General features: G+C 76.3%; 17 protein-coding genes. 10 read left to right on the forward strand and 7 right to left on the reverse strand.

Annotation, left to right across the window (positions count from 1 at the left end; all coding sequences use genetic code 11):
- Positions 1-125 precede the first annotated feature (125 nt).
- Positions 126-845: a sulfite exporter TauE/SafE family protein gene (locus D7193_RS13950; RefSeq protein WP_158674808.1), complete on the forward strand. Its 720-nt coding sequence runs from the start codon at positions 126-128 to the stop codon at positions 843-845.
- 29 nt (positions 846-874) lie between these two features.
- Here D7193_RS13950 and D7193_RS13955 read toward each other — a convergent pair whose 3' ends face one another.
- From D7193_RS13955 to D7193_RS13970, 4 genes are all read right to left on the reverse strand, one after another.
- Positions 875-4,246: an error-prone DNA polymerase gene (locus D7193_RS13955; protein WP_120779905.1), complete on the reverse strand. Its 3,372-nt coding sequence runs from the start codon at positions 4,244-4,246 to the stop codon at positions 875-877.
- Between the two features lie 153 nt (positions 4,247-4,399).
- The gene (locus D7193_RS13960) at positions 4,400-5,998 is read right to left on the reverse strand and encodes a DNA polymerase Y family protein (RefSeq protein WP_120779906.1); all 1,599 of its coding nucleotides are present in this window, start codon (positions 5,996-5,998) and stop codon (positions 4,400-4,402) included.
- Entirely contained in the window at positions 5,995-6,780 is a 786-nt protein-coding gene (locus D7193_RS13965; RefSeq protein ID WP_241562979.1) for a hypothetical protein, read from the reverse strand. Before D7193_RS13965 ends, D7193_RS13960 begins: the two co-directional genes overlap by 4 nt.
- 224 nt (positions 6,781-7,004) lie before the next feature.
- On the reverse strand, positions 7,005-7,454 hold the full coding sequence (locus D7193_RS13970) for an SAV_6107 family HEPN domain-containing protein (protein ID WP_120779907.1): 450 nt from the start codon (positions 7,452-7,454) through the stop codon (positions 7,005-7,007).
- 488 nt (positions 7,455-7,942) lie between these two features.
- Between D7193_RS13970 and D7193_RS13975 the strand changes: the two genes are divergently transcribed.
- Genes D7193_RS13975 through D7193_RS14000 form a run of 6 tightly spaced genes read left to right on the forward strand, consistent with a single transcriptional unit; the run spans position 7,943 to position 13,239 of the window.
- The gene (locus D7193_RS13975) at positions 7,943-8,431 is read left to right on the forward strand and encodes a YbaK/EbsC family protein (RefSeq protein WP_120779908.1); all 489 of its coding nucleotides are present in this window, start codon (positions 7,943-7,945) and stop codon (positions 8,429-8,431) included.
- A 13-nt stretch (positions 8,432-8,444) separates the two neighbouring features.
- Positions 8,445-9,227, forward strand: a complete 783-nt coding sequence (locus D7193_RS13980) for a monooxygenase (protein WP_120779909.1) — start codon at positions 8,445-8,447, stop codon at positions 9,225-9,227.
- Positions 9,224-9,775, forward strand: a complete 552-nt coding sequence (locus tag D7193_RS13985; RefSeq protein WP_120780397.1) for a GNAT family N-acetyltransferase — start codon at positions 9,224-9,226, stop codon at positions 9,773-9,775. The genes D7193_RS13980 and D7193_RS13985 overlap by 4 nt, the downstream gene beginning before the upstream one ends.
- Entirely contained in the window at positions 9,772-10,623 is an 852-nt protein-coding gene (locus D7193_RS13990; protein WP_120779910.1) for a carotenoid biosynthesis protein, read from the forward strand. The genes D7193_RS13985 and D7193_RS13990 overlap by 4 nt, the downstream gene beginning before the upstream one ends.
- On the forward strand, positions 10,620-11,747 hold the full coding sequence (locus D7193_RS13995; protein WP_120780398.1) for a glycosyltransferase family 2 protein: 1,128 nt from the start codon (positions 10,620-10,622) through the stop codon (positions 11,745-11,747). The genes D7193_RS13990 and D7193_RS13995 overlap by 4 nt, the downstream gene beginning before the upstream one ends.
- A gap of 10 nt (positions 11,748-11,757) precedes the next feature.
- Positions 11,758-13,239, forward strand: a complete 1,482-nt coding sequence (locus D7193_RS14000; protein ID WP_120779911.1) for a phytoene desaturase family protein — start codon at positions 11,758-11,760, stop codon at positions 13,237-13,239.
- 102 nt (positions 13,240-13,341) lie between these two features.
- On the opposite strand, the gene D7193_RS14005 is transcribed toward D7193_RS14000, so the two are convergent.
- A complete protein-coding gene (locus tag D7193_RS14005) occupies positions 13,342-14,031 on the reverse strand; it encodes a CDP-alcohol phosphatidyltransferase family protein (RefSeq protein ID WP_120779912.1) in 690 nt (229 codons plus the stop codon).
- A gap of 41 nt (positions 14,032-14,072) precedes the next feature.
- Positions 14,073-14,990 carry a methylenetetrahydrofolate reductase [NAD(P)H] gene (gene metF, locus D7193_RS14010; protein ID WP_120779913.1) on the reverse strand — a complete coding sequence of 306 codons (918 nt, stop codon included), beginning with the start codon at positions 14,988-14,990 and terminating at the stop codon, positions 14,073-14,075.
- A gap of 264 nt (positions 14,991-15,254) precedes the next feature.
- Here metF and D7193_RS14015 point away from each other — a divergent pair, with 264 nt between their 5' ends.
- Together D7193_RS14015 and D7193_RS14020 are read left to right on the forward strand one after the other, a co-directional pair.
- Complete coding sequence (locus tag D7193_RS14015) at positions 15,255-16,706, forward strand: helix-turn-helix domain-containing protein (protein ID WP_187356254.1); 1,452 nt, start codon at positions 15,255-15,257, stop codon at positions 16,704-16,706.
- Positions 16,707-16,715: 9 nt separating this feature from the next.
- Complete coding sequence (locus D7193_RS14020) at positions 16,716-17,798, forward strand: polyprenyl synthetase family protein (RefSeq protein ID WP_120779914.1); 1,083 nt, start codon at positions 16,716-16,718, stop codon at positions 17,796-17,798.
- A gap of 188 nt (positions 17,799-17,986) precedes the next feature.
- On the opposite strand, the gene D7193_RS14030 is transcribed toward D7193_RS14020, so the two are convergent.
- Positions 17,987-18,355 (reverse strand): Rv2175c family DNA-binding protein, encoded by a 369-nt coding sequence (locus D7193_RS14030; protein ID WP_120780399.1) that lies wholly within the window; start codon positions 18,353-18,355, stop codon positions 17,987-17,989.
- 470 nt (positions 18,356-18,825) lie between these two features.
- Here D7193_RS14030 and pknB point away from each other — a divergent pair, with 470 nt between their 5' ends.
- On the forward strand, positions 18,826-20,808 hold the full coding sequence (gene pknB, locus D7193_RS14040) for a Stk1 family PASTA domain-containing Ser/Thr kinase (RefSeq protein WP_120779916.1): 1,983 nt from the start codon (positions 18,826-18,828) through the stop codon (positions 20,806-20,808).
- The last annotated feature ends 1 nt before the right edge of the window (position 20,809 follow it).

The following is a 20,809-nucleotide window of genomic DNA, read 5'->3' on the forward strand; positions in this document are numbered from 1 at the left end:
TCTTCTCCGAAATTTCAAACCCCCGATGCGGCGATTCCGCCTCTGCCGGTAAGCGCCTGTGGCCTGGGTCTCGCGGGAGGTGGGCCGTCGCCCGGTCCGCCGACCCAGCGGTCAGGCTCGTCCGCGTGATCCTGCCGCTCGTCGCGTTCGGCATCGTGCTGCTCGGCGCCTTCGCCCAGGCGGTCAGCGGCTTCGGCTACGCGCTGGTGACCGTACCGTTGCTGGCCGCGACGATCGATCCCCGCTCCGCGGTCGTGGTCTCCGCGCTGACCAGCATCGGGCTGACCCTCACGGCCGCCGTCCGGGAGCGCGCGTACGCCCGGTGGCGGGTCGCGGCGATCCTCAACGCCGCCGCGCTGCTCGGCCTCCCGGTGGGCCTGCTCGTGCTGGCGCGGGCGCCGGAACGGGCGCTCAGCGCGATCATCGCGGTGGTGGTGCTCGGCTGCGTCGCCCTGGTCTGGTCCGGCGTCCGGATCCGCACCGGGCCGGTGGGGCTCGGCGCGGTCGGCGTGCTCGTCGGCGTGCTCACCGCCGCCACCGGCACCAACGGGCCGCCGCTCGTCGCCGCCTTCCACTCGCTCGGCTACGAGCCGCGCGTGTTCCGGGCGACGGTGGCCGCGACGTTCGCCGGCACCGGCCTCATGGGACTGGCGGGATTCCTGCTCGCCGGTCAAGTGCACGCCGACGTGCTGCGGCTCTCCCTCGTCGCGCTGCCCGCCGTGCCCCTGGGCTGGTGGCTGGGCAACCGGGTGTTCCACCGGATCGACCCGAGGGTGTTCCGGCGGATCGTGCTACTGGGGCTGATCGGCAGCGCCGGCACGGCGCTCGCCGCCCTGGCCGGCTGACGGCCGGTCGGCCGCTGCGGGGTGGCGGGTCAGCGGAAGTCGCGGGAGGCCGGGCTGACCGGCGGCTCGATCGCGTCCAGCCGGTCGGCGACCAGGTTGAGCACGCCCTCGTGCCGCTCCAGCCGGCCCCGCACCACGAGACCGGCGCTCGTGCGGGCCACCCGCCGGTAGCGCTGCCACAGCCCCGGCGAGCAGGTCACGTTGAGCATGCCGGTCTCGTCCTCGAGGTTGAGGAAGGTGACCCCGCTGGCGGTCGCCGGCCGCTGCCGGTGGGTCACGATCCCGCCGACCCGGATCCGCTGGCCGGGCTCCACCCGACCGAGCCCGGCGATCGGCACCGCGCCGACGGCGTCCAGCCGGTCACGGATGAACCGGGCCGGGTGACTCTCCGGGGACAGGCCGGTGGCCCAGACGTCGGCGACCAGCCGGTCCACCGCCTCCATCCCGGGCAGGGTGGGCGGGGACGCGCCGGTCACCGTGCCGGGCAGCCGGCCCGGCCGGTCCTGGGCCGCCGCGCCGGCGGCCCAGAGCGCCTGCCGGCGGCTCAGCCCGAAACAGGCGAAGGCGTCCGCGGTGGCCAGCGCCTCCAGCTGCGCGGCGGTCAGGCCGACCCGCCGGGCCAGGTCCGGCATGTCCCGGTACGGCCCGCCGGCCGTCCGCTCGGCCTCGATCCGCTCGGCCACCTCGTCGCCGAGGGTACGCACGCTGGACAGTCCGAGCCGGACGGCGGGCCCGCCCAGCCCCCACGCGTGCGGCGGCTCCCCCGGCACGCTGCCCCAGCGGGTCTGGGGGGTGGACTCCAGCACCGCCTTCGCCCCGCTCGCGTTGATGTCCGGCCGGCGTACCTCCACCCCGTGACGGCGGGCGTCGTCGACCAGGGTCTGCGGCGAGTAGAAGCCCATCGGCTGGGCGTTGAGCAGCGCCGCCAGGAACGGGCCCGGGTGGTAGCGCTTGAGCCACGAACTGGCGTAGACCAGGTAGGCGAAGCTCATCGCGTGGCTCTCCGGGAAGCCGTAGCTCGCGAACGCGGTGAGCTTGCGGTAGACGTCGTCGGCCAGCTCGCCGGTGATGCCCCGCTCCGCCATGCCGGCGTAGAGGCGGTCGGCGATCTTCGCCATCCGCTCCACCGAGCGCTTCGCCCCCATCGCCCGGCGCAACTGGTCGGCGCCGGCCGCGTCGAAGCCGGCCAGGTCTATGGCGAGCTGCATGAGCTGCTCCTGGAACAGCGGCACGCCGAGGGTCTTCTCCAGAGCGTTGCGCATCAGCGGGTGCGCGAAGGTCACCGGCTCCTGGCCGTTGCGGCGCCGGATGTACGGGTGCACCGAGCCGCCCTGGATGGGGCCGGGCCGGATGAGCGCCACCTCGACCACCAGGTCGTAGAACTCGCGGGGCTTGAGCCGGGGCAGGGTGGCCATCTGCGCCCGGCTCTCCACCTGGAACACCCCGACCGAGTCGGCCCGGCAGAGCATGTCGTAGACCTCCGGGTCGTCCAGCGTCATGTCGCCGAGGTCCAGACTCATCCCGATCATGTCGTAGCCGTAGTGCAGCGCGGAGAGCATGCCGAGGCCGAGCAGGTCGAACTTGACCAGGCCGACGGCGGCGCAGTCGTCCTTGTCCCACTGGAGCACGCTGCGGCCGGGCATCCGCCCCCACTCCACCGGGCAGACCTCGATCACCGGACGGTCGCAGATCACCATCCCGCCGGAGTGGATGCCGAGGTGCCGGGGGAACGTCTGCAGTTCGTTGGCGTACTCGACGACCTGCTCGGGGATGTCCGCCACGTCGACCGCGGCGACCGAGCCCCACCGGTCGATCTGCTTGCTCCACGCGTCCTGCTGGCCGGGCGAGAAGCCGAACGCCTTGGCCACGTCCCGCACCGCCGAGCGGGGCCGGTACGAGATGACGTTGGCCACCTGGGCGGTGTGCTCCCGGCCGTAGCGGGTGTAGACGTGCTGGATCACCTCCTCCCGGCGGTCGGACTCGATGTCCACGTCGATGTCCGGCGGCCCGTCCCGCTCCGGTGCGAGGAACCGCTCGAAGAGAAGCTGGTGCCGGACCGCGTCGACGTTGGTGATCCGCAGCGCGTAGCAGACCGCCGAGTTCGCGGCCGAACCCCGGCCCTGGCAGTAGATGTCCTGTTCCCGGCAGAACGTGACGATGTCGTAGACCACCAGGAAGTAGCCGGGGAAGCCCAGCGACTCGATCATGTCCAGTTCGTGGTCGAGCTGCGCGTACGCCGTCGGGTGCGCCTCCCGCGGGCCGTAGCGCTCCCGGGCCCCCTGCTCGGTCAAGTGGCGCAGCCAGCTCATCTCGGTGTGCCCCGGCGGCACCGGGTACGCGGGCAGCTCCGGCGCGACCAGCTGGAGGTCGAAGGCCAGCTCGGCGCCGAACTCCGCGGCCCGGGCCACCGCACCCGGGTACGCGGCGAACCGGGCCGTCATCTCGGCCCCGCTGCGCAGGTGGGCGGTGGCGGCGGCGGGCAGCCAGCCGTCGATCTCGTCCAGGCTGCGCCGGGCCCGGACGGCGGCGACCGTGGTGGCCAGCCGGCGTCGCCCCGGGGTCGCGTAGTGCACGTTGTTGGTGGCCACCGTGGGCAGGCCCGCCGCGGCGGCCAGCTCGGCGAGCGCGTCGTTGCGGTCCGCGTCGACCGGGTGGCCGTGGTCGGTGAGTTCCACCGCGACGGTCTCCGCGCCGAAGAGCGCGGTCAGCCGGTCCAGTTCGCGGGCCGCCGCGTCGACGCCCTCGGTGAGCAGCGCCGCCGGCACGTGCCCCTTGCGGCAGCCGGTGAGCACCAGCACGTGGTCGCGCAGTTCATCGGCCACCTCCTCCAGCTCGCCGTAGACCGGCCGGCCCTTCTCTCCGCCGCGCAGCTGGGCCCGGGCGATCGTGCTGGCCAACCGGGCGTACCCCTCGTGGCCGTGGGCCAGCACCAGCAGGTGCCGCCCGAGCGGGTCCGGTTCCCCGTTCTGCGGGCCGGGCAGGCCGAGGGAGAGTTCGGCGCCGAAGATGGTGGGCAGGTGCAGCGTCCGGGCCGCCTCGGCGAAGCGCACCACGCCGTAGAAGCCGTCGTGGTCGGTGACGGCGAGCGCGGTGAGCCCCAGCCGGGCCGCCTCCTCGGCCAGCTCCTCCGGGTGGCTGGCCCCGTCGAGGAAGCTGAAGTTGGTGTGGGCGTGCAGCTCGGCGTACGGGACCGCGCCCTCCGGGCGGGTCACCGCGGGCGGCTGGTACTGCTCCCGCTTGCGGCTCCAGGCGGGGCTGTCCCCGCCGTCGGCGTCCACCGCCAGCGGGTCGACCACGTGCAGGTGCCGCTCGTCGCGGGACCGCCCCCGGCCGCCGCCGGGGCGGCCGGAGAGCACCCGTTCCAGCTCGGACCAGGGCATCTTCGGGTTGTGGAAGCTCATCCGGCCACCCGTGTCGCCGTCGGCCCACGCCCCGCGGACGGCGCCTTCGACGAGCGTGATGCCTCAGGGGCACAGTGATGCCCCAGAGGCATCAGGTCGTCGGGCGCGGGTGCCCACCGCCGGGACACGCCCGGGCACCACACCCCGCCGTGCTCAGTCATAGACCGCCTCCACCAGCCACTGCCCGGCCTCGACCGCGAGCAGCAGGGCGGTGCCGTCGGCGAGGCCGACCTGGAACCGGGCCCGGCGCCGGGCCTCGACCGGCGCCCACCAACGCTCGTCGACCGGCCACGGCCCCGCCCAGCCGGTGATCTCCACCGGGCGGGCGGTGCCGACGGCCAGCCGGGCGGGGGCGGCGCTCAGCTCGAGCCGCGCGCTGACCACCACGGGCTCGCCGGCGGCATCGTGCACGGTCGCGGTGAGCGGGGCGGGCAGCACCACGGCCGGTGCGGGCGGCGGCAGCCGGCCGGGCCACGGCGGCTCCCCCGGCCGGGCCGGCTCACCGGGCGGCGAGGGCTCACCCGGGCGCGCCGGCAACCGCTCGTCGCCCCACGGCACCAGCCGCACCTGGTCGGCCGGGGACCGCCCGCCGCCGAGCACCGCGGTGAGCACCGCCTCCGGGCCGAGGATGCCCTGCACCCGGCTCAACGCCCGGTGCGCCCGCTCCCGCTCCTCGCCGGTCTCCCCCCACAGGCCGGATTGCAGGCCGGCCTGGGCGATCACCCCGTCGGGGATCAGCCGCAACCGGATGATCCCCGCCGTCGGGCGGGGCCGGCCGGTGCCGCCGCGCCCGCTGCTCCCGGTGAGCCAGCCGTCGAGCTGCCAGCGCACCCGGTCGGCGATGGCCGCGGCGGTGAGCAGGCCGTCGTGCCGCCAGACCCGGTGCAGTTCCTGGCCGTGTGCGGTGACCGCCTCGATGCCGAGCCGGGTGCAGGCCAGCCCGTGCCCGGCCAGCCGGTCGTGCAGCTGTTCGGCCAGCGCCCGGGCGGCGAACGCCGCGGCGTCGACCCGGTCGACCGGCTCGTCGTACTCGGCGGTCACCGTCAGGTCGGCCGGCGGCTGGCGGACGGCGAGCGGGCGGTGGTCGCGCCCGGCGGCCAGCCGGTGGGCGAGCGACCCGTCGAACCCGAACCGGGCCAGCACGTCGCCGGCGGGCAGCGCGGCGAAGTCGCCGAGGGTACGCACCCCGAGCCGGCGCAGCAGGTCGACAAGGGCCGGCCGGCCCAGCGCCTCGACCGGCAGCCCGGCGAGGAACGCCGGGGTCCCGCCGGGCGGCACGATCCGGCCGGTACGGGCCGCCAGCCCGGCGGCGAAGACCCCGTCGGCGATGCCCACCTGGCTCTCCACGGCGCAGGTCTGGGCGACGTGTTCGATGATGCGTTCGGCGGCCGCCTCCTCTCCGCCGAAGTAGCGGCTCGGCCCGCGGGCGGCCAGCGCGCAGGCGCCGGGACGGACCACCTCCACGCCGGCGACCAGTTCCTCCACCGCGGCGAGCACCGGCTCGAACGCCCGGGCGTCCCGCCCCGGGTCGTACTCGACGACGGTCAGCTGGGGGCAGCGCCCCTGCGCCTCCCGTTTGCGCAGGCCCCGTCGCACCCCCTCGGCCCGGGCCCTCTCGGAGCAGGCCACCACCCGGTTGGCGTGCAGGACGGCCACCGGGCCGGTGGCCGGCACCCCGTCGACGATCTCGGCGGCGAGGACCGGCCAGTCCGGGCACCAGAGCAGCAGGGTGCGCGCCGGCGTGTCGGTCATGTCGGGCCGACCAGGGTGAGCGCGCCGCGGCGGGACACCCCGGCGACGGCGCGGCCGGGCGAGGCCACCGGGTGGGGCCGCGTGGCGGCCGGTCGACCGGCGGCGGCTGCCACGGCGCGGGGGATCACCCGGGTCAGCTCGTCGCCGGGCAGCCAGACCCTGATCTCCTTGGGCCGGGCGGCGGCCCCGCGGCCCCGCGCCGAGACGGTGACCTCCCGGCGGCGCAGGCGGCCCCGGCCCGGGCCGAGCCCCTCCCAGGCGCCCCGGACCACCTGCAACGTCACGTCCGCGCCGTCCCACCGGCCGTACGGGACGAGGACGCACCCGCGCTGCCGGGCCCGGGCGGCGAGCCGGTTGGCGACCGAGGCGGAGACCGTGGCGGGCACCGCGGTGACCACGACGTCCACCCCGTCGATCAGCGCGGCGATGACGGTGGCCCAGTCGGGCCCGGGGTTGGGCACCAGGGCGAGCCGGTCCAGGGCGATCCCGAGCTCGGCGGCCGCGGTCGCCCCGAACGTCGGCACGCCCACCACGGCGCACCACGAACCGGCCCGGGACGCCTCGGCGAGCAGGGCCAGCACCAGCGAGGTGCCGCCGCTGCGCCGTGGCTGCCCGGTGGCGACCGCGATCGTGCTGCCCCGGCGCAGCCCCCGGCTGGGCAGCAGCCCGGTCAGCTCGGGGGTCACCGGCAGGACCCGGTGGCCACCCGCCGGATCCGGCGCGCTCGCCGGACGGACCAGACCGGCCAGTGCGGCGGAACCGACCACCATGCGGCCCGCCATCGGACCAACCCCCCGTCGTTGCTGCTGGATCAGGTGTTGCTGTCGGGCCCGGCGCCCGGCCGTCCGGCTCCCCCCGCCGGACGGCCGGCCACCGCGGCCCGCCGTGGCCGGACGCACCGAGGCGCCCGGCTCCCGGCGGGGAGCGGGGCCGGTGGACGTTCCGACCGGGGCGAGGCTTGGACGCTCCGGCCGGTGTGGACCGGCGGACGCGCCGAACCGGCGGGTCAGGCGGCGAGACCGTCGAGTGCCGGTTGGTGGGCCACGCCGAGCGCGGTCTCCACCACCGAGACGAACTGTTCGGCGGCGCGGAGCAGGTCGTCGGCCTCCCGGGCGCTGACCACCCGGGGTATGCCGGCCTCGGCGGCGGCACGCTTGCCGGCCCCGGCGGCGAAGTAACGGGCCCACTCGTCGAGCTCGGGGGCGACGGCGGAGAGGAGGACCCAGACGCTGGTGATGCCGTTGCGCCGGGTGGGCGCGGGCCGGGCGCGGGCGGCGAGCATCGCCGCCGCCGCGCGCAGCGCGGCCAGGTGGGCGGCGGCGTAGCGGAGGCCGTCGGGACGGGTCTGGCCGGCCTCGGTGAGCCCGTGCCGGGCCACCGCGAGGAGCTGGGCGGGGGTGCGGTGCGGCAGCACGTGTGCCGGCACCGTCGGTGGCTGGGCCGGGTTGGTCGGCATGGGACTGTCTCCTCCACGTGGCCGAGGCGGCCGGCCGGCGGCGGACGTTCCGCCGGCGGACGCCGGGTCGAGGTGGTGCGGAGGAAGACGCACCGGGTGTGGGGCCGGCCGGGTGTGGATGCTTCCCCACACCACACCCGGCCGGCGTACCGGCGGGTTCGTCGCCCGCCGCCCGGGGGTCGTGGGCGGCGGGCGACGCTCCTGCCTGGCGGGCCCGGGCTCGCGACTGCCCGGATCCCAGGTGCGGCCCGCGGTGCCGCACCGGCCCGGAGCCGCGCCGCGAAACACCGCTCCGGGGAGGTTGGAACGAACGTTCGAGGCAATCGAACACTCGTTCTAACTACTGCTGACAGTACACCTCCCCTCCGACGAAAATGCAACGTGTGACGCGCCGCTCCGCCAGGCTGGTGGAGAGGTGATCCCGTCGAGGGGGTGGGTGCGGCGTGGCCGGGCGGAGCCGCCCGGAACCGACCAGCGAGAATGACCGCATGCAGCCACACCCGAACGTACGGGCGGTACAGGACGCGCTGGCCGGCGCGGACGCGCGCGACGCGTCCGGCGCCCCCAGCGCCGTACGCCTGCTGCCCGAGGCGGTGCACACCGCGGCGGCGGCCGCCGAGGCCCTCGGCGTCGGCGTCGGCCAGATCGCCAACTCGCTCATCTTCGAGGCCGACGGCGCGCCCCTGCTCGTGCTCACCTCCGGCGCGCACCGCGTGGACACCGCCGGCCTGGCCGCGTCGATCGGGGTCACCCGGCTGCGCCGGGCCACCCCGGAGTTCGTCCGTGACCACACGGGGCAGCCGATCGGCGGCGTGGCCCCGCTCGGGCACCCCCGACCGCTGCGCACGCTGGTGGACACCGCGCTGGCCGCGTACCACGAGATCTGGGCCGCCGGCGGCGTGCCCCAGGCGGTCTTCCCGACGACCTACACCGAGCTGCTGCGGATCACCGGCGGCGCCCCGGCCGAGGTGGCGTGAGCGAGCGGAGCGCATGCACCGTCCGGCGCGGCGGCCGGCCGTCGCGCGGCGGAGCGGCGGCGTGACCGCCGTCCCAGGCCTGGTCACCCTGCACGTGTGGCGGACCGGGCCGGCCGCGCTGCCCCGGGCGCTCGCCCGGATGGCGGTCGATCCGCGCCGCCTGCGCGCCACCCCGGGCGTACGGTTCGCCAAGCTGCTCGGCACCGGGACGGGCACCGGTTTCGGGCCGGGGGACGCCGACCCGACCCGGTGGGCGGCGCTGACCGTCTGGGACTCCCCCGCCGCGGCGGCCGGCTTCGACGCCACGCCCGTCGGCCGGGCCTGGGCCCGGATCGCCCGCTCCGCCGTCCGGGTCGACCTGCGCCCGTTGAGCAGCCGGGGCGAGTGGTCGCGTCGGCGCCCGTTCGGCGAGCCGTCCGGCGGCCGGGTCGACGGCCCGGTGCTGGCGCTGACCCGCGCCCGGCTGCGACCCCGCCGGGCGGTCACCTTCTGGCGGGCGGTCCCGCCGGTGGCCGCCGCCCTGCGCACCGCGCCCGGGCTGCTGGCCCGCTTCGGCGTGGGCGAGGCGCCGCTCGGCTGGCAGGGCACGGTGAGCGTGTGGCGTGCCCCGGCGGACCTCGTGGCGTTCGCGTACCGTCACCCGGAGCACCGTTCGGCGATCACGCGGACCCCCACCGAGGGCTGGTACGCCGAGGAGCTGTTCGCGCGGTTCGAGGTGCGCGACGTGGTCGGTGACCGCACGGTGCTGGGCTGGGTCGCGGACGACGACCGGGACACGAGAGGTGGGTGGGCATGAGGTTGGTGCGGTGGACCCCGGACGATCTCGTCCGACGGCTGGACGACGTGGTGGCCGTCTACGGCGAGGCGATGGGTTACCGGACCGACCTGCTGGAGGCCCGGCGCGGGTACATCGCCACCCACGTACGCCGGCCCGGGTTCCGTGCCGTGGCCAGCCTCACCAGCGAGGGGCACCTCGCCGGGTTCGGGTACGGCTACCTCGGCGCGCCGGGGCAGTGGTGGCACGACCAGGTGCAGCGGGCACTGGACCCGGCGGCCCGGCGGCGCTGGCTGACCGACTGCTTCGAGGTCGTCGAGCTGCACGTCCGCCCGGCGGCGCAGGGGCACGGCCTGGGCGCCGGGCAGCTGCGCGCCCTGCTCAGCATGGCCGAGGGGGCCACCACGCTGCTGTCCACCCCGGAGGCCGACGAACAGACGTCGCGGGCCTGGCGGCTGTACCGCCGGTTCGGTTTCGTGGACCTGCTGCGCGACTTCCACTTCCCGGGCGACGAGCGGCCGTTCGGCGTGCTCGGCCGGGACCTCCCACTCGAGCAACCCGCCGCATGATCCGGCGGCGACTGCCCTGGGCGCTGCTGGCCGTCCTGGTGCTCGCCCAGATCTGCTACCCGCTGACCGCCGGCACGACCCGGGCGCGGCTCACCGTGGCGACCGTCGTCCTCGGCTACCTGCTCTCGGTCGGTCACGCCCTGCTCAGCCGGGGGCCACGGGCCGCCGCGGCGCTGGTCGCGGTGGCCACCGGGGGCGGGTTCGCCGTCGAGGCCGTGGGCGTGGCCACCGGCGTGCCGTTCGGCGGCTACGACTACTCCGGCGAGCTGGGGCCGAAGCTGGCCGGCGTACCGCTGATCATCCCGCTGGCCTGGACGTGGATGGCCTGGCCGGCCTGGCTGGCCGCGGTGCGGCTCACCACGCCGCCCGCCGGGTCGGCGGGTCCGTCCGCGGGCCGGCTCGCGGCCGTACGGGTCACGCTGGCCGCCGTGGGACTCGCCGCCTGGGACCTGTTCCTCGATCCGCAGATGGTCGCCGAGGGCTACTGGCGCTGGCGGGACGCCACCCCGGCCCTGCCCGGCCTGCCCGGCGTCCCGGTCAGCAACTACCTGGGGTGGCTGCTCTTCGCGGTGCTGCTCATGAGCGCGCTGCGGCCCCTCGCCGGGGCCACCGCGGGCGCCACCGACGGCCGGGACGCACCGATGCTCGCGCTCTACCTCTGGACGTACGCCTCCAGCGTGCTGGCCCACGCGGTCTTCCTGGGCCTGCCGGCGTCGGCGCTGTGGGGCGCGCTCGGCATGGGGGTGACCGCCGTGCCGCTGGCGGTCGCGCTGGCGCGGCCCCGGTGGCCGGGCGGCGGGCGCCCGCAGCCGCGACCGCAGCGCTCCGGTGTGGACGCGGCGGCGTGACGTACCTGGTCGCGCTCGCCCTGGGCGTCGCCGTCCTGACCGGCCACACCCTGGTCAACGCCACCCGCTGGCTGCGCCGGCCGGCCGCGCCCCCGGCCGGGGTGGCCGAGCCGGTGGCGGTGCTGCTGCCGCTGCGCGACGAGGCCGCGCGGGTCGGCCCGTGCCTGCGGGCGCTGCTCGCCCAGCGGGACGTGTCCGACCTGCGGATCGTGGTGCTCGACGACGGCTCCACCGACGGCACGGCCGACGTGGTCCGTACGATCGCCGGCGACGATCCGCGGGTCACCCTGCTCACCGGGGCGCCCCCGCCACCGGGCTGGCTGGGCAAGCCGTACGCCTGCTGGCAGCTGGCCACCCGGGCGGACCCGGCGGCCACCGCGCTGGTCTTCGTCGACGCCGACGTGGTGCTCGCCCCGCACGCCGTGGCGGCGGCCGTCGCCGAGCTGCGCGCGGCGGGCGCGGCGCTGCTGTCGCCGTACCCCCGGATCGTGGTGGCGACGGCGGCCGACCGGCTGGTCCAGCCGCTGTTGCAGTGGCTGTGGCTGACCTTCCTGCCGCTGCGGGCCGTGGAACGCTCGTCGCGGCCGTCGCTGGCCGCGGCCGGCGGGCAGTTCCTCGTAATGGACCGGGCCGGCTACCTGCGGGCGGGCGGCCACGGCGCCGTCGCCGACCGGATCCTCGAGGACATCGAGCTGGCCCGCGCCGTCAAACGCTCCGGCGGCCGGGTCGCGCTCGCCGACGGCTCGCGGCTGGCCGACTGCCGGATGTACGCGGACTGGCCGCAGCTGCGCGACGGCTACTCGAAGTCGCTCTGGGCCACCTTCGGGCACCCGGCCGCCGCGACCGTGGTGGTGGCCCTGCTGCTCCTGTTCTACACCGCGCCGCCGCTGCTGGCGGTGGCGGCGCTCGCGGCCGGGTCGGTCCCGGCGGCGCTGGTCGCGCTGGCCGCGTACCTGCTGGGGGCGGCCGGGCGGGTGGTCACGGCCCGGGCCACCGGGGGCCGGTGGTGGCCCGACGCGCTGGCACACCCCGTGTCGGTCGGGTTACTCGGTTGGCTGACCCTGCGGTCGTACCATCTGCGCAAGCGGCGGCTGCTGTCCTGGCGGGGCCGCCCGGTCAGCTAGGAGGCGCGGGATGGCGCGGATCGTGGTCGTCGGCGCCGGCGTGGGCGGGTTGGCCACCGCCGCCCGGCTGGCCGCCATCGGGCACGAGGTGACCGTCTTCGAGCGGGCCGACACGGTCGGCGGCAAGCTGGGCCGCCACGTGCGCGACACCCCCGCCGGCGCATTCCACTTCGACACCGGGCCGAGCCTGCTCACACTCCCCGACGTCTTCACCGACCTGTTCGAGGCCACCGGGGCGAAGCTCGACGAGTACCTGGACCCCGTCCCGCTGGACCCGATCGTCCGGCACGTGTTCCCGGACGGGACGACCCTGGACTCCTGCGCCGACCCGGCCGAGTTCGCCGCCCGGATCGGCGCGGCGCTCGGTGACCGGGCGGCCGCCGACTGGCAGCGGCTGTGGCGCCGGGCCGCCCGGGTGTGGGCCGCCTCCTCCCGGGACGTGCTGCGCCGCCCCGTCGACTCGCCCCGGGACCTCGCCGCGCTGGCCTGGCGGCTCGGCGACCTGGCCGCCATCGCGCCCGGCCGCACGCTGCGCGGGCTCGGCCGCCGGCACCTCACCGACCCGCGGCTGCGGATGCTGCTCGACCGCTACGCCACCTACACGGGCGCCGACCCGCGGCGCGCCCCGGCCGCGCTGGCCGCCGTCCCGTACGCCGAACTGACGTACGGCGGCTGGTACCTGCGGGGCGGGCTGGCCACCCTCGCCGACGCGCTGCTGTCGCGCTGCCTGGACCTGGGCGTGGTCGTGCAGACCGGCGCCACGGTAACCCGCATCGACGCCGCGGGTGGCCGCGTCCACGGCGTACGCCTCGACGGCGCCGCCGTGCCGGTCCCGGCCGACGCGGTGGTGGCCAACTGCGACGCGCTCACCCTCTACCGGGACCTGCTGCCCAACCCGCGCCGGCTGGCTCGGCTCACCGACCGCAGCCTCGCCGGTTTCGTGCTGCTGCTCGGAGTGACCGGCTCCTCCGGGCTGGCCCACCACAGCGTGTTCTTCCCGGGCAACTACGACGCCGAGTTCGACGCGGTCTTCGGCGACCCGGGCCGGGGCGTACGGGCCCGGCCGGCGCCCGACCCGACGGTCTTCGTCACGGTGGCCGACGACCCGCTGGTCCGGCCCGACGGGCACGAGGCGTGGTTCGTGCTGGTCAACGCGCCCCGGCAGGGCAACTCGACGGGCGCCGTGGACTGGCGCCGCCCGGGGCTCGCCGAGGCGTACGCCGATCGGGTCCTCGACGTGCTCGCCGCGCGTGGCGTGGACGTACGCGACCGGCTGCTGTTCCGGGAGATCCGCACCCCGGCCGACCTGGACGCGGCGACCGGCGCGCCGGGCGGGGCGATCTACGGCACCGCGGGCGGCCTGCTCCGGCCGGCCAACCGTGGCCCGGTGCACGGGCTGTGGCTGGTCGGCGGCTCCAGCCACCCCGGCGGCGGCCTGCCGATGGTGACCCTCTCCGCCGAGATAGTCGCCACCGAGATCGGCCCCGCGTAGCTCGCGGCACCCTCTCCTTCTCCCCGCGATCTTGCAGTTTCGGCCCCTGGATCGTGGCTTTTGGGGCGGTATGCCGGGGCAGAAGGTGCAAGATCGCGGGGGTTAGGGTGCTTCCAGGAGCGCACGGCGGACGGCGGCCAGGAGTTGGCCCAGGCCGAAGCCGGCGAGCAGCACCCAGACGGCCGTCGCCATGGTGATGGTGCCGGCCGCGAGATCCGGATCGATCAGTCCGGCGAGCCCGGCCACCAGCAGCCCGCCCAGCGCCACCAGGACCCGGGTCGGGCGCTCCCCCACCGTCACCGCGCCGATCTCCCGCATGCCGGCGGAGACCGCCCGGGCGCGTACGTACTCGTGCAGCCAGGACAGCGCGCCGGCCGCGGCCGCCAGCGCGCCCGGCGCCCCGACCAACCAGAACGCCACCAGCCAGGCGGCCTCGCCGAGCCGGTCGGCCACCGAGTCGTAGACGTAACCGAGCCGCGTGCTGCGGCCAGTCACCACCGCCACCGCCCCGTCGACGCTGTCGGCCACGCCGGCGAGCAGCACGAACAGGGCACCGAGGAAGGGCCCGTCCTCCGGTCGTACGGCGAACACCGGCACGCAGACGCAGAGCAGCACGCCGACCACCGTCACCGCGGTCGGGCCGACCCGCAGCCGACCCAGCACGTACCCGACGTGGTACGCGAACCGCAGCCAGGCGCGCACCACGGGAGCGGCCGAGCGGGGGTCGAAACCTCCGTGCAGCCGCGCCCAGGCCGTGGCGTACTCGTCCCACTTCAGCTGTGTGCCCACCACGGATCAACCGTCGCAGCCGGGCGCAGGTGTCGCGGGGACCTTCACATCCGCGCGTCCACCCGGAGGTTCTGCCAGACCTCACGGGTGGCCGTCGAGCGGTTGAGGGTGATGAAGTGGATGCCCGGCACGCCCTCGTCGAGCAGCCGGCCGCACATCTCGCTGGCCTGCTCGATGCCGAGCCGGCGTACCGCCTCGGGATCGTGCGCCACCCGCGCGAACCGCTCCGCGAGCGCGGGCGGGAACGGCGCCCCGGAGAGCTGGACGGACCGCTCGATGGTGCCCATCTGGGTCACCGGCATCACACCGGCGAGGATCGGGGTGTCGCAGCCGGAGGCGGCCACCCGGTCCCGCAGTCGCAGGTAGTCCTCGGCGTCGAAGAACATCTGGGTGATCGCGAACTCGGCGCCGGCCCGGCACTTGCGGACGAAGTGCGCGGTGTCGGTGGCCACGTCCGGCGAGCGCGGGTGCTTGTACGGGAAGGCCGCGACGCCGACGCTGAAGTCACCGGCGTCGCGGATGAGGCGGACCAGCTCCTCGGCGTACAGCACGCCCTCGGGGTGGCGCACCCACTCGCCGCCCGGGTTGCCCGGCGGGTCGCCGCGCACCGCGAGCACGTTGCGCACCCCGACCCCGGCCAACCGGCCGATCACGTGCCGCAGCTCGGCCACGGAGTGGTTGACCGCGGTGAGGTGGGCCATCGGCAGCAGGGTGGTCTCGGTGGCGATCCGCTCGGTGACCGCGACGGTGGTGTCCCGGGTCGATCCCCCGGCGCCGTAGGTGATCGACACGAAGGACGGGCGCAGCGACTCCAGCTCCCGGATCGCCTGCCAGAGCAGGCGCTCGCCCTCCGGCGTCTTGGGCGGGAAGAACTCGAACGAGAAGGTCGGCTGCCGCTCACGGATCAGCTCCCCGATGGCCGGCTGGGGGTTGGGGAGGACCGAAGGGAGACCGAGCGCCACGTTCCGACTCTAGCGGTCGTGACGCGCCGTCCCACGATCTTCCCATCCCGTGGCGGGCGGGTCGACCCGGTGGGGTGGGCCTCGGGCGTCGGTGTGCCCGGCCGCGCGGGAAAGCGTCGTACCCCCGGGATATCCATACGGAGCGCGGGTGGAGCCGGCCGTGGTGGTCCGGTCTCCGCGGGGGGTCCGCGCGGGGGTCACCACGTCAGCGTCGCCGTCCGGCCGGTCCGGCCGGCGCCGCACCCGTTCCCACCGGAGGGACCGATGACCTCGACCCCGCCAGCCGGCCCGCGGCTGCTCGGGCCGCTGCTCACCCAGCTCCGGCTGGCCCGCGGCTGGAGCCAGCGGCGCCTCGCCGCCGAGCTGTGCGCCGCCGCCGGCGTGCCCACGCTCAGCCGGCACGAGGTGTCCCGCTGGGAACGGCAGGTACGGCTGCCGGGCGACTTCTGGCTGCGCTGGCTCGCGGCGGTCCTCGCCGCGCCGGTCGAGCTGCTGACGGACGCTGCGGCGCGGTCGCGGCGGCTCGCCCCGCCCTCCGCGGAACCGGCCGGGGGCGGTCGCTCCCGCGCGGCACTGCTCGCCCTGGCCCAGCGCTGGCTGGCCGATCCCCACGCCACCCTGCTGGTCGCCGGGCCGGGCCTCGCGGTCGCCCGACCCGACCCCGCCGGGCCGGGCTTCGGGGTCGCCGGGTCCGACCCGGCCGCCGGCCCCGGGCCGTCGGTCGCCATCGGGGGTACGCTCCGCGACCCCCGCCCCGGGCGACCCGTCGACCTGGCCGGGTTACGCCGCCTGGACGACCTCGTGGGCGGCGCCGACCTCGCCCCGCTCGGCGCGGCCGCGCTGGGCCGGGCGGCGCGCGCCCTGCCCCGGTCCGGCCGGACCGGTCGCCGCCGGCTCCTGCCGCTGCTGGCCGAGTCGGCCCAGCTCGCCGGCTGGCTCGCCGCCGACGCGGGCGACCCGGCCGGCGGTCTCGACGCGTACCGTCTCGGGCTGCGCGCCGCGGCGGCGGCCGGGGATCCGGCCCTCGGCGGGCACGTGCTCGGCTCGGCCAGCCACCTGCTCGCCGGGGCCGGCGACGCGGAGGGGGCGCTCGTGCTGGCCCGGACGGCGTACGCGGGCAGCCGCCGGTCGGCCAGCCCGGGCCTCCGCGCCCTGCTGCTGCACCGGGTGGCGCTCGCCGCCGCGCTCGGCGGCCGGCCGGACGCCGGCGCGCGGGCCCTCGACGCCGCCAAACGGGTCACCACGGCGCCCGACCCCCTGTGCGAGCCGCCATGGCTCTACTGGCTCGACGGCGCGGAGCTGGCCGCGATGACCGGCCGGACACTCGTGGCGCTCGGGCGGCCACGGCGGGCCGAGGCGCTGCTGGGCGTGACCCGGGAGCCGGGCCGGCCCCGCCGCGCCGCGATCTACGGCGGCTGGCTGGCGCGCGGCTACCTCCAGCTCGGCGAGGTGGAACTCGCCTGCGAGGCGGCCGGCGCCGCGCTGGTCGACGCGGTCCGCGCGGGGTCGCCCCGGGCGGTGACCGAACTCACCGACGTACGCCGCCGGCTGGCCACCCACCGGCGGGTGCCCGCGGTACGGCGGCACGCGGCGCTGGTGGCGGCGGCCCGCCCGTACCTGCCCCGACCTCCCGCGTCCCCGGCCCGGAGGCGTCCACGGGATCGGGCCGGCCCTTCGGATACCGGCGGGTACCAAATGCGCGACCCGACCGGCTAGCGTTCTGGCGTGACTGACGCTGCTCCCGTCTCCCCGGTCGACCGCGCCGGCCTGCGCCAGAGGATCGACAAGGCTCTCACCGAGTTCCTTGCCAACCAGCGGGTGTGGATGGCCGGTGTCGACGACGCGCTGGCCCCGCTCGCGGAGGCGATCGAGGCGTTCGTGCTGGGTGGCGGCAAGCGGCTCCGCCCCGCGTTCGCCTACTGGGGCTACCGGGGCGCCGGCGGGGTGGACAACGACCACGTGCTGGCCGCCCTGGCCGCACTGGAACTGGTGCAGGCCAGCGCCCTGATCCACGACGACCTGATGGACCGCTCCGACACGCGGCGCGGCGAGCCGGCGGTGCACCGGCGGTTCGCCGCACGGCACCGCAGGTCCGGCTGGGGTGGTGACCCGGACGGCTTCGGCGACGCCGCGGCGATCCTGCTCGGCGATCTCTGCCTGGTCTGGTCCGACGAGCTGCTGCACTCCGCCGGGCTGGACCCGGGCACGGTCGCCCGGGCCCGTCCGGTCTTCGACGAGATGCGCACCGAGGTCACGGTCGGGCAGTACCTCGACGTCCTCACCCAGGTGACCCGCGACACCTCGGTGGAGCGGGCCGGCAAGGTGGCCCGCTACAAGTCCGCGAAGTACACGGTCGAGCGGCCGCTGCTGCTCGGCGCCGCGCTGGCCGCCGCGCCGGCGGACGTCCGGGCGGCGTACTCGGCGTACGGGCTGCCGCTGGGCGAGGCGTTCCAGCTGCGCGACGACGTGCTGGGCGTGTTCGGCGACCCGGCCCAGACGGGCAAGCCGGCCGGGGACGACCTGCGCGAGGGCAAGCGCACCTATCTGGTGGCGGCGGCCCTGGAGGCGCTCGACGACGCCGGGCGCGAGGTGCTCCTCGCCGGTCTCGGCGACCCGGCGCTGGCCGAGGCGGGCGTGACCCGGATGCGCGAGCTGATCACCACAAGCGGAGCCCTCGCCCGTACGGAGCAGCGGATCGACACGCTGACCGACACGGCGCTGGCCGCGCTGGCCACCGTCGACCTCGACACCGAGGCTCACCAGGCGCTGGTCGACCTGGCCATCGCCGCCACCCGCCGCACCGACTAACCCGGCGCCGCCCCACCCGGGTCCCCGCCCGCCCGGCCGGCCCGGCCCGCCCCGCCCCGCCCCGGCCCGGCCCGGCCCGGCCCGGTGATCATGAAGTTATTGTCACGACACGCCGGTGCCGAGGGCAATAACTTCATGATCACCGCGGAGAGAGCGGGGGCGGGGGCGGCAGGCGGGAGGTGCGGGGGTTAGAAGCCGAGGGCTTGGGCTCGGCGTTTGACCTCGCGGGCCTGGTCGCCGCCGAGTGCGGCCGCCGGGGTGCCGGGGAGGGTGTCGTCGGGCTCGTAGAGCCAGCGCAGGGCGGCCTCGTCGTCGTACCCGGCGTCCGCCAGCAGGTTCAGCACGCCGGGCAGGTGCTTGAGTACGGTGCGGTTGGCCACCAGGTCGGCCGGCACCCGGCGGACACCGTCGCGGCGGACCGCCAGCAGCTCCCGGTCGCGGATCATCTGGTGCACCTTGCTGATCGACACGTCGAGGCGCTCGGCGACGTCGGGCAGGGTCAGCCAGCCCGCCGCGTCGGCGGGCCCGGCCTGGTCGGCGGGTACGGATTCGGTCACCCGAACACCCTGCCACGCGGTCACGCCGGCGAGCCACCGGCACCCCGGGACGCCGTCCACACGAGCGGGACCGGCACCGGCCCCGGACACGACCACACCATCGCCACAGCCAGCACTCGGCCCGAGACGCCGCCGGCGCCGCCCACCCGACCGGACCAACGCGGGACACCGCCGACGCCGTCGACCCGACCGGGACCGGCACGGGCCCGGACACCGCCGACCCCGACCAGACCCGGCACGGGCCCGGACACCGCTGGCGCCGCCCACCCCGCCGGCACGGGCCCGGGACACCGCCGACGCCGGCGACCGACCCCGACCAGAACCCCGTCCCCGACCACCCGGAACAGCACGTCCGGGCAGGTCAGGCGGGTGTTCGGCGGGTTGCCGAGCGCGGCGGGACGGGGTGTGTCGCCCTCCGGCTGTAGCATCCTGTTCAACCCTCACCCTCTGGACACATAGACTCCCTGCCGATGGACACACAGGTCGCCGACACGTTGCTGGGCTCGCTGATCGACGGGCGCTACCGCATTCGCGGTCGCGTGGCCCGTGGCGGCATGGCGACCGTGTACACCGCCACGGACGAGCGCCTCGAGCGCACCGTCGCCGTCAAGATCATTCATCCGGCCCAGGCTTCCGAGGCCCGGGCGCGCGTCGCCGGGTTCGTCGAGCGGTTCACCGACGAGGCGAAGACCATCGCCCGGCTCACCCACCCCAACGTGGTGGCGGTCTACGACCAGGGCACCCACGCCGGTCTGCCGTACCTCGTCATGGAGTACGTCCGGGGCCGCACCCTGCGCGAGGTCCTGGCCGAGCGACGGCGGCTCAACCCCGACGAGGCGCTGGCGATCTTCGAGCAGATGCTCGCCGCGATCGCCGCCGCGCACCGGTCCGGCGTGGTGCACCGCGACGTCAAGCCGGAGAACGTCCTGGTCGCCGAGGCGCCCACGGGCGGCATGGCGAACCTGGTGGACAGCGTCGTCAAGGTGGCCGACTTCGGCCTGGCCCGCGCCGTCGAGGCGAGCGCCGAGGAGGAGAGCGGCAACCAGCTCATGGCGACGGTGGCGTACGTCGCTCCGGAGCTGGTCACGAAGGGCCACGCCGACCCGCGGACGGACGTCTACTCGGCGGGCATCGTGCTGTTCGAGATGCTCACGGGTCGCGTGCCCTACGACGGCGGCCGTCCCATCGACATCGCGTGGCAGCACGTCGACCGTGACGTGCCGGCCCCGTCGACCCTCGTACCCGGCCTGCCGCCGGTCCTCGACACCCTGGTCGCCCGGGCCACCCGGCGCGATCCGGGCGCGCGTCCCGTCGACGCGGGCGCGCTGCTGGCCGAGGTGCAGGTGGCGCGCGACGACCTGGGCAACGCCAACAGCCACACCGCGGTGCTGCGCCGGGTCGCCGACGACACGGCGGTGGCCCAGCCCACCATGGTGGTCGCGGCGGTACGCCCGGCCGAGCGCCCCTCGTGGGCCCGGTTGCCCGAGGGCGGCCAGCGGGCCGGCCGGCGCCGGGCCGCGCCCGAGCAGAGCACGGGCCTCTGGTCCCAATTCCAGGAGCTGCGCGCCCGGGTGATGGGCGATCCGCGGGGCCGGGTGGCGGTGCTCGCCTCCGTGGTGGTGCTCGCGCTGGTCGCGGCGGTCGGCGGCTGGTACTTCTCGGTGGGCCGCTACACGGTCGCCCCGGAGCTGGTGAGCCTCAGCAAGGCCGACGCGGAGGCGCGCGCGGAGCGCGCGGGCCTCACCCTGGTGTACGGGGAGCCGCGCTACGACGAGAAGGTCCCGAAGGACAGCGTCCTGCTCCAGGACCCGGCCTCGTCGAGCCGGATCGTCAAGGGCGGCACGGTCACCCTGACGCTGTCCCTCGGCCCGGAGCAGTTCCCGCTGCCGGACGTGGTGGGCAAGGAGTTCGAGCTGGCCGAGGCCGACCTCGTCAACGCGAAGCTGACGGTGGTCAAGGGCGCGGCCCGCTACGACGACAACCTGCCCGCCGGGGTGGTGGTGGACACCAACCCGAAGGTGGGCACCGAGGTCAAGCCGGGCGCCAAGGTGACGGTGATCCTCAGCAAGGGGAAGGCGCCGGCCAGCGTGCCCAACCTGGTCGGCAAGAGCCTCACCGACGCCCGGAACGCCCTGTCCCAGCTCGGCCTGGTCGCGGTCGAGACCTACAAGGACTCGGACAAGCCGAAGGACGAGGTCCTCGGCCAGAGCCCGGCCGACGGCACCGGTGTGGAGAAGGGCACCCAGGTCAAGCTCGACGTCAGCAAGGGCCCGCCGCTGGTGGTCGTCCCCCGGGTGGTGGACCTGCCGTGCCAGCAGGCCCAGCAGCTCTTGCAGAGCCAGGGCTTCCCGGTGCAGGTCCAGTTCAACCCGGCCGCGGTCGTCCGGTTCCAGAGCCCGGGCGAGAACTCGCAGGTGCCCCCGGGCACCCAGATCACGATCGGATGTTTCTGAC

The organism is Micromonospora costi, assembly GCF_003626655.1.
Classification (GTDB): Bacteria; Actinomycetota; Actinomycetes; order Mycobacteriales; family Micromonosporaceae; genus Micromonospora; species Micromonospora costi.

What these genes read in the sequence shown, in the direction of transcription:
- D7193_RS13985 (WP_120780397.1), top strand. Translation starts at nt 9,224, where the DNA reads ATGAGGTTGGTGCGGTGGACCCCGGACGATCTCGTCCGACGGCTGGAC.
- D7193_RS13955 (WP_120779905.1), bottom strand. Translation starts at nt 4,246, where the DNA reads ATGAGCTTCCACAACCCGAAGATGCCCTGGTCCGAGCTGGAACGGGTG.
- D7193_RS14000 (WP_120779911.1), top strand. Translation starts at nt 11,758, where the DNA reads ATGGCGCGGATCGTGGTCGTCGGCGCCGGCGTGGGCGGGTTGGCCACC.
- D7193_RS13970 (WP_120779907.1), bottom strand. Translation starts at nt 7,454, where the DNA reads ATGCCGACCAACCCGGCCCAGCCACCGACGGTGCCGGCACACGTGCTG.
- D7193_RS13980 (WP_120779909.1), top strand. Translation starts at nt 8,445, where the DNA reads ATGCACCGTCCGGCGCGGCGGCCGGCCGTCGCGCGGCGGAGCGGCGGC.
- pknB (WP_120779916.1), top strand. Translation starts at nt 18,826, where the DNA reads ATGGACACACAGGTCGCCGACACGTTGCTGGGCTCGCTGATCGACGGG.
- D7193_RS13965 (WP_241562979.1), bottom strand. Translation starts at nt 6,780, where the DNA reads ATGGCGGGCCGCATGGTGGTCGGTTCCGCCGCACTGGCCGGTCTGGTC.
- D7193_RS13960 (WP_120779906.1), bottom strand. Translation starts at nt 5,998, where the DNA reads ATGACCGACACGCCGGCGCGCACCCTGCTGCTCTGGTGCCCGGACTGG.
- D7193_RS13990 (WP_120779910.1), top strand. Translation starts at nt 9,772, where the DNA reads ATGATCCGGCGGCGACTGCCCTGGGCGCTGCTGGCCGTCCTGGTGCTC.
- D7193_RS13975 (WP_120779908.1), top strand. Translation starts at nt 7,943, where the DNA reads ATGCAGCCACACCCGAACGTACGGGCGGTACAGGACGCGCTGGCCGGC.
- D7193_RS14015 (WP_187356254.1), top strand. Translation starts at nt 15,255, where the DNA reads ATGACCTCGACCCCGCCAGCCGGCCCGCGGCTGCTCGGGCCGCTGCTC.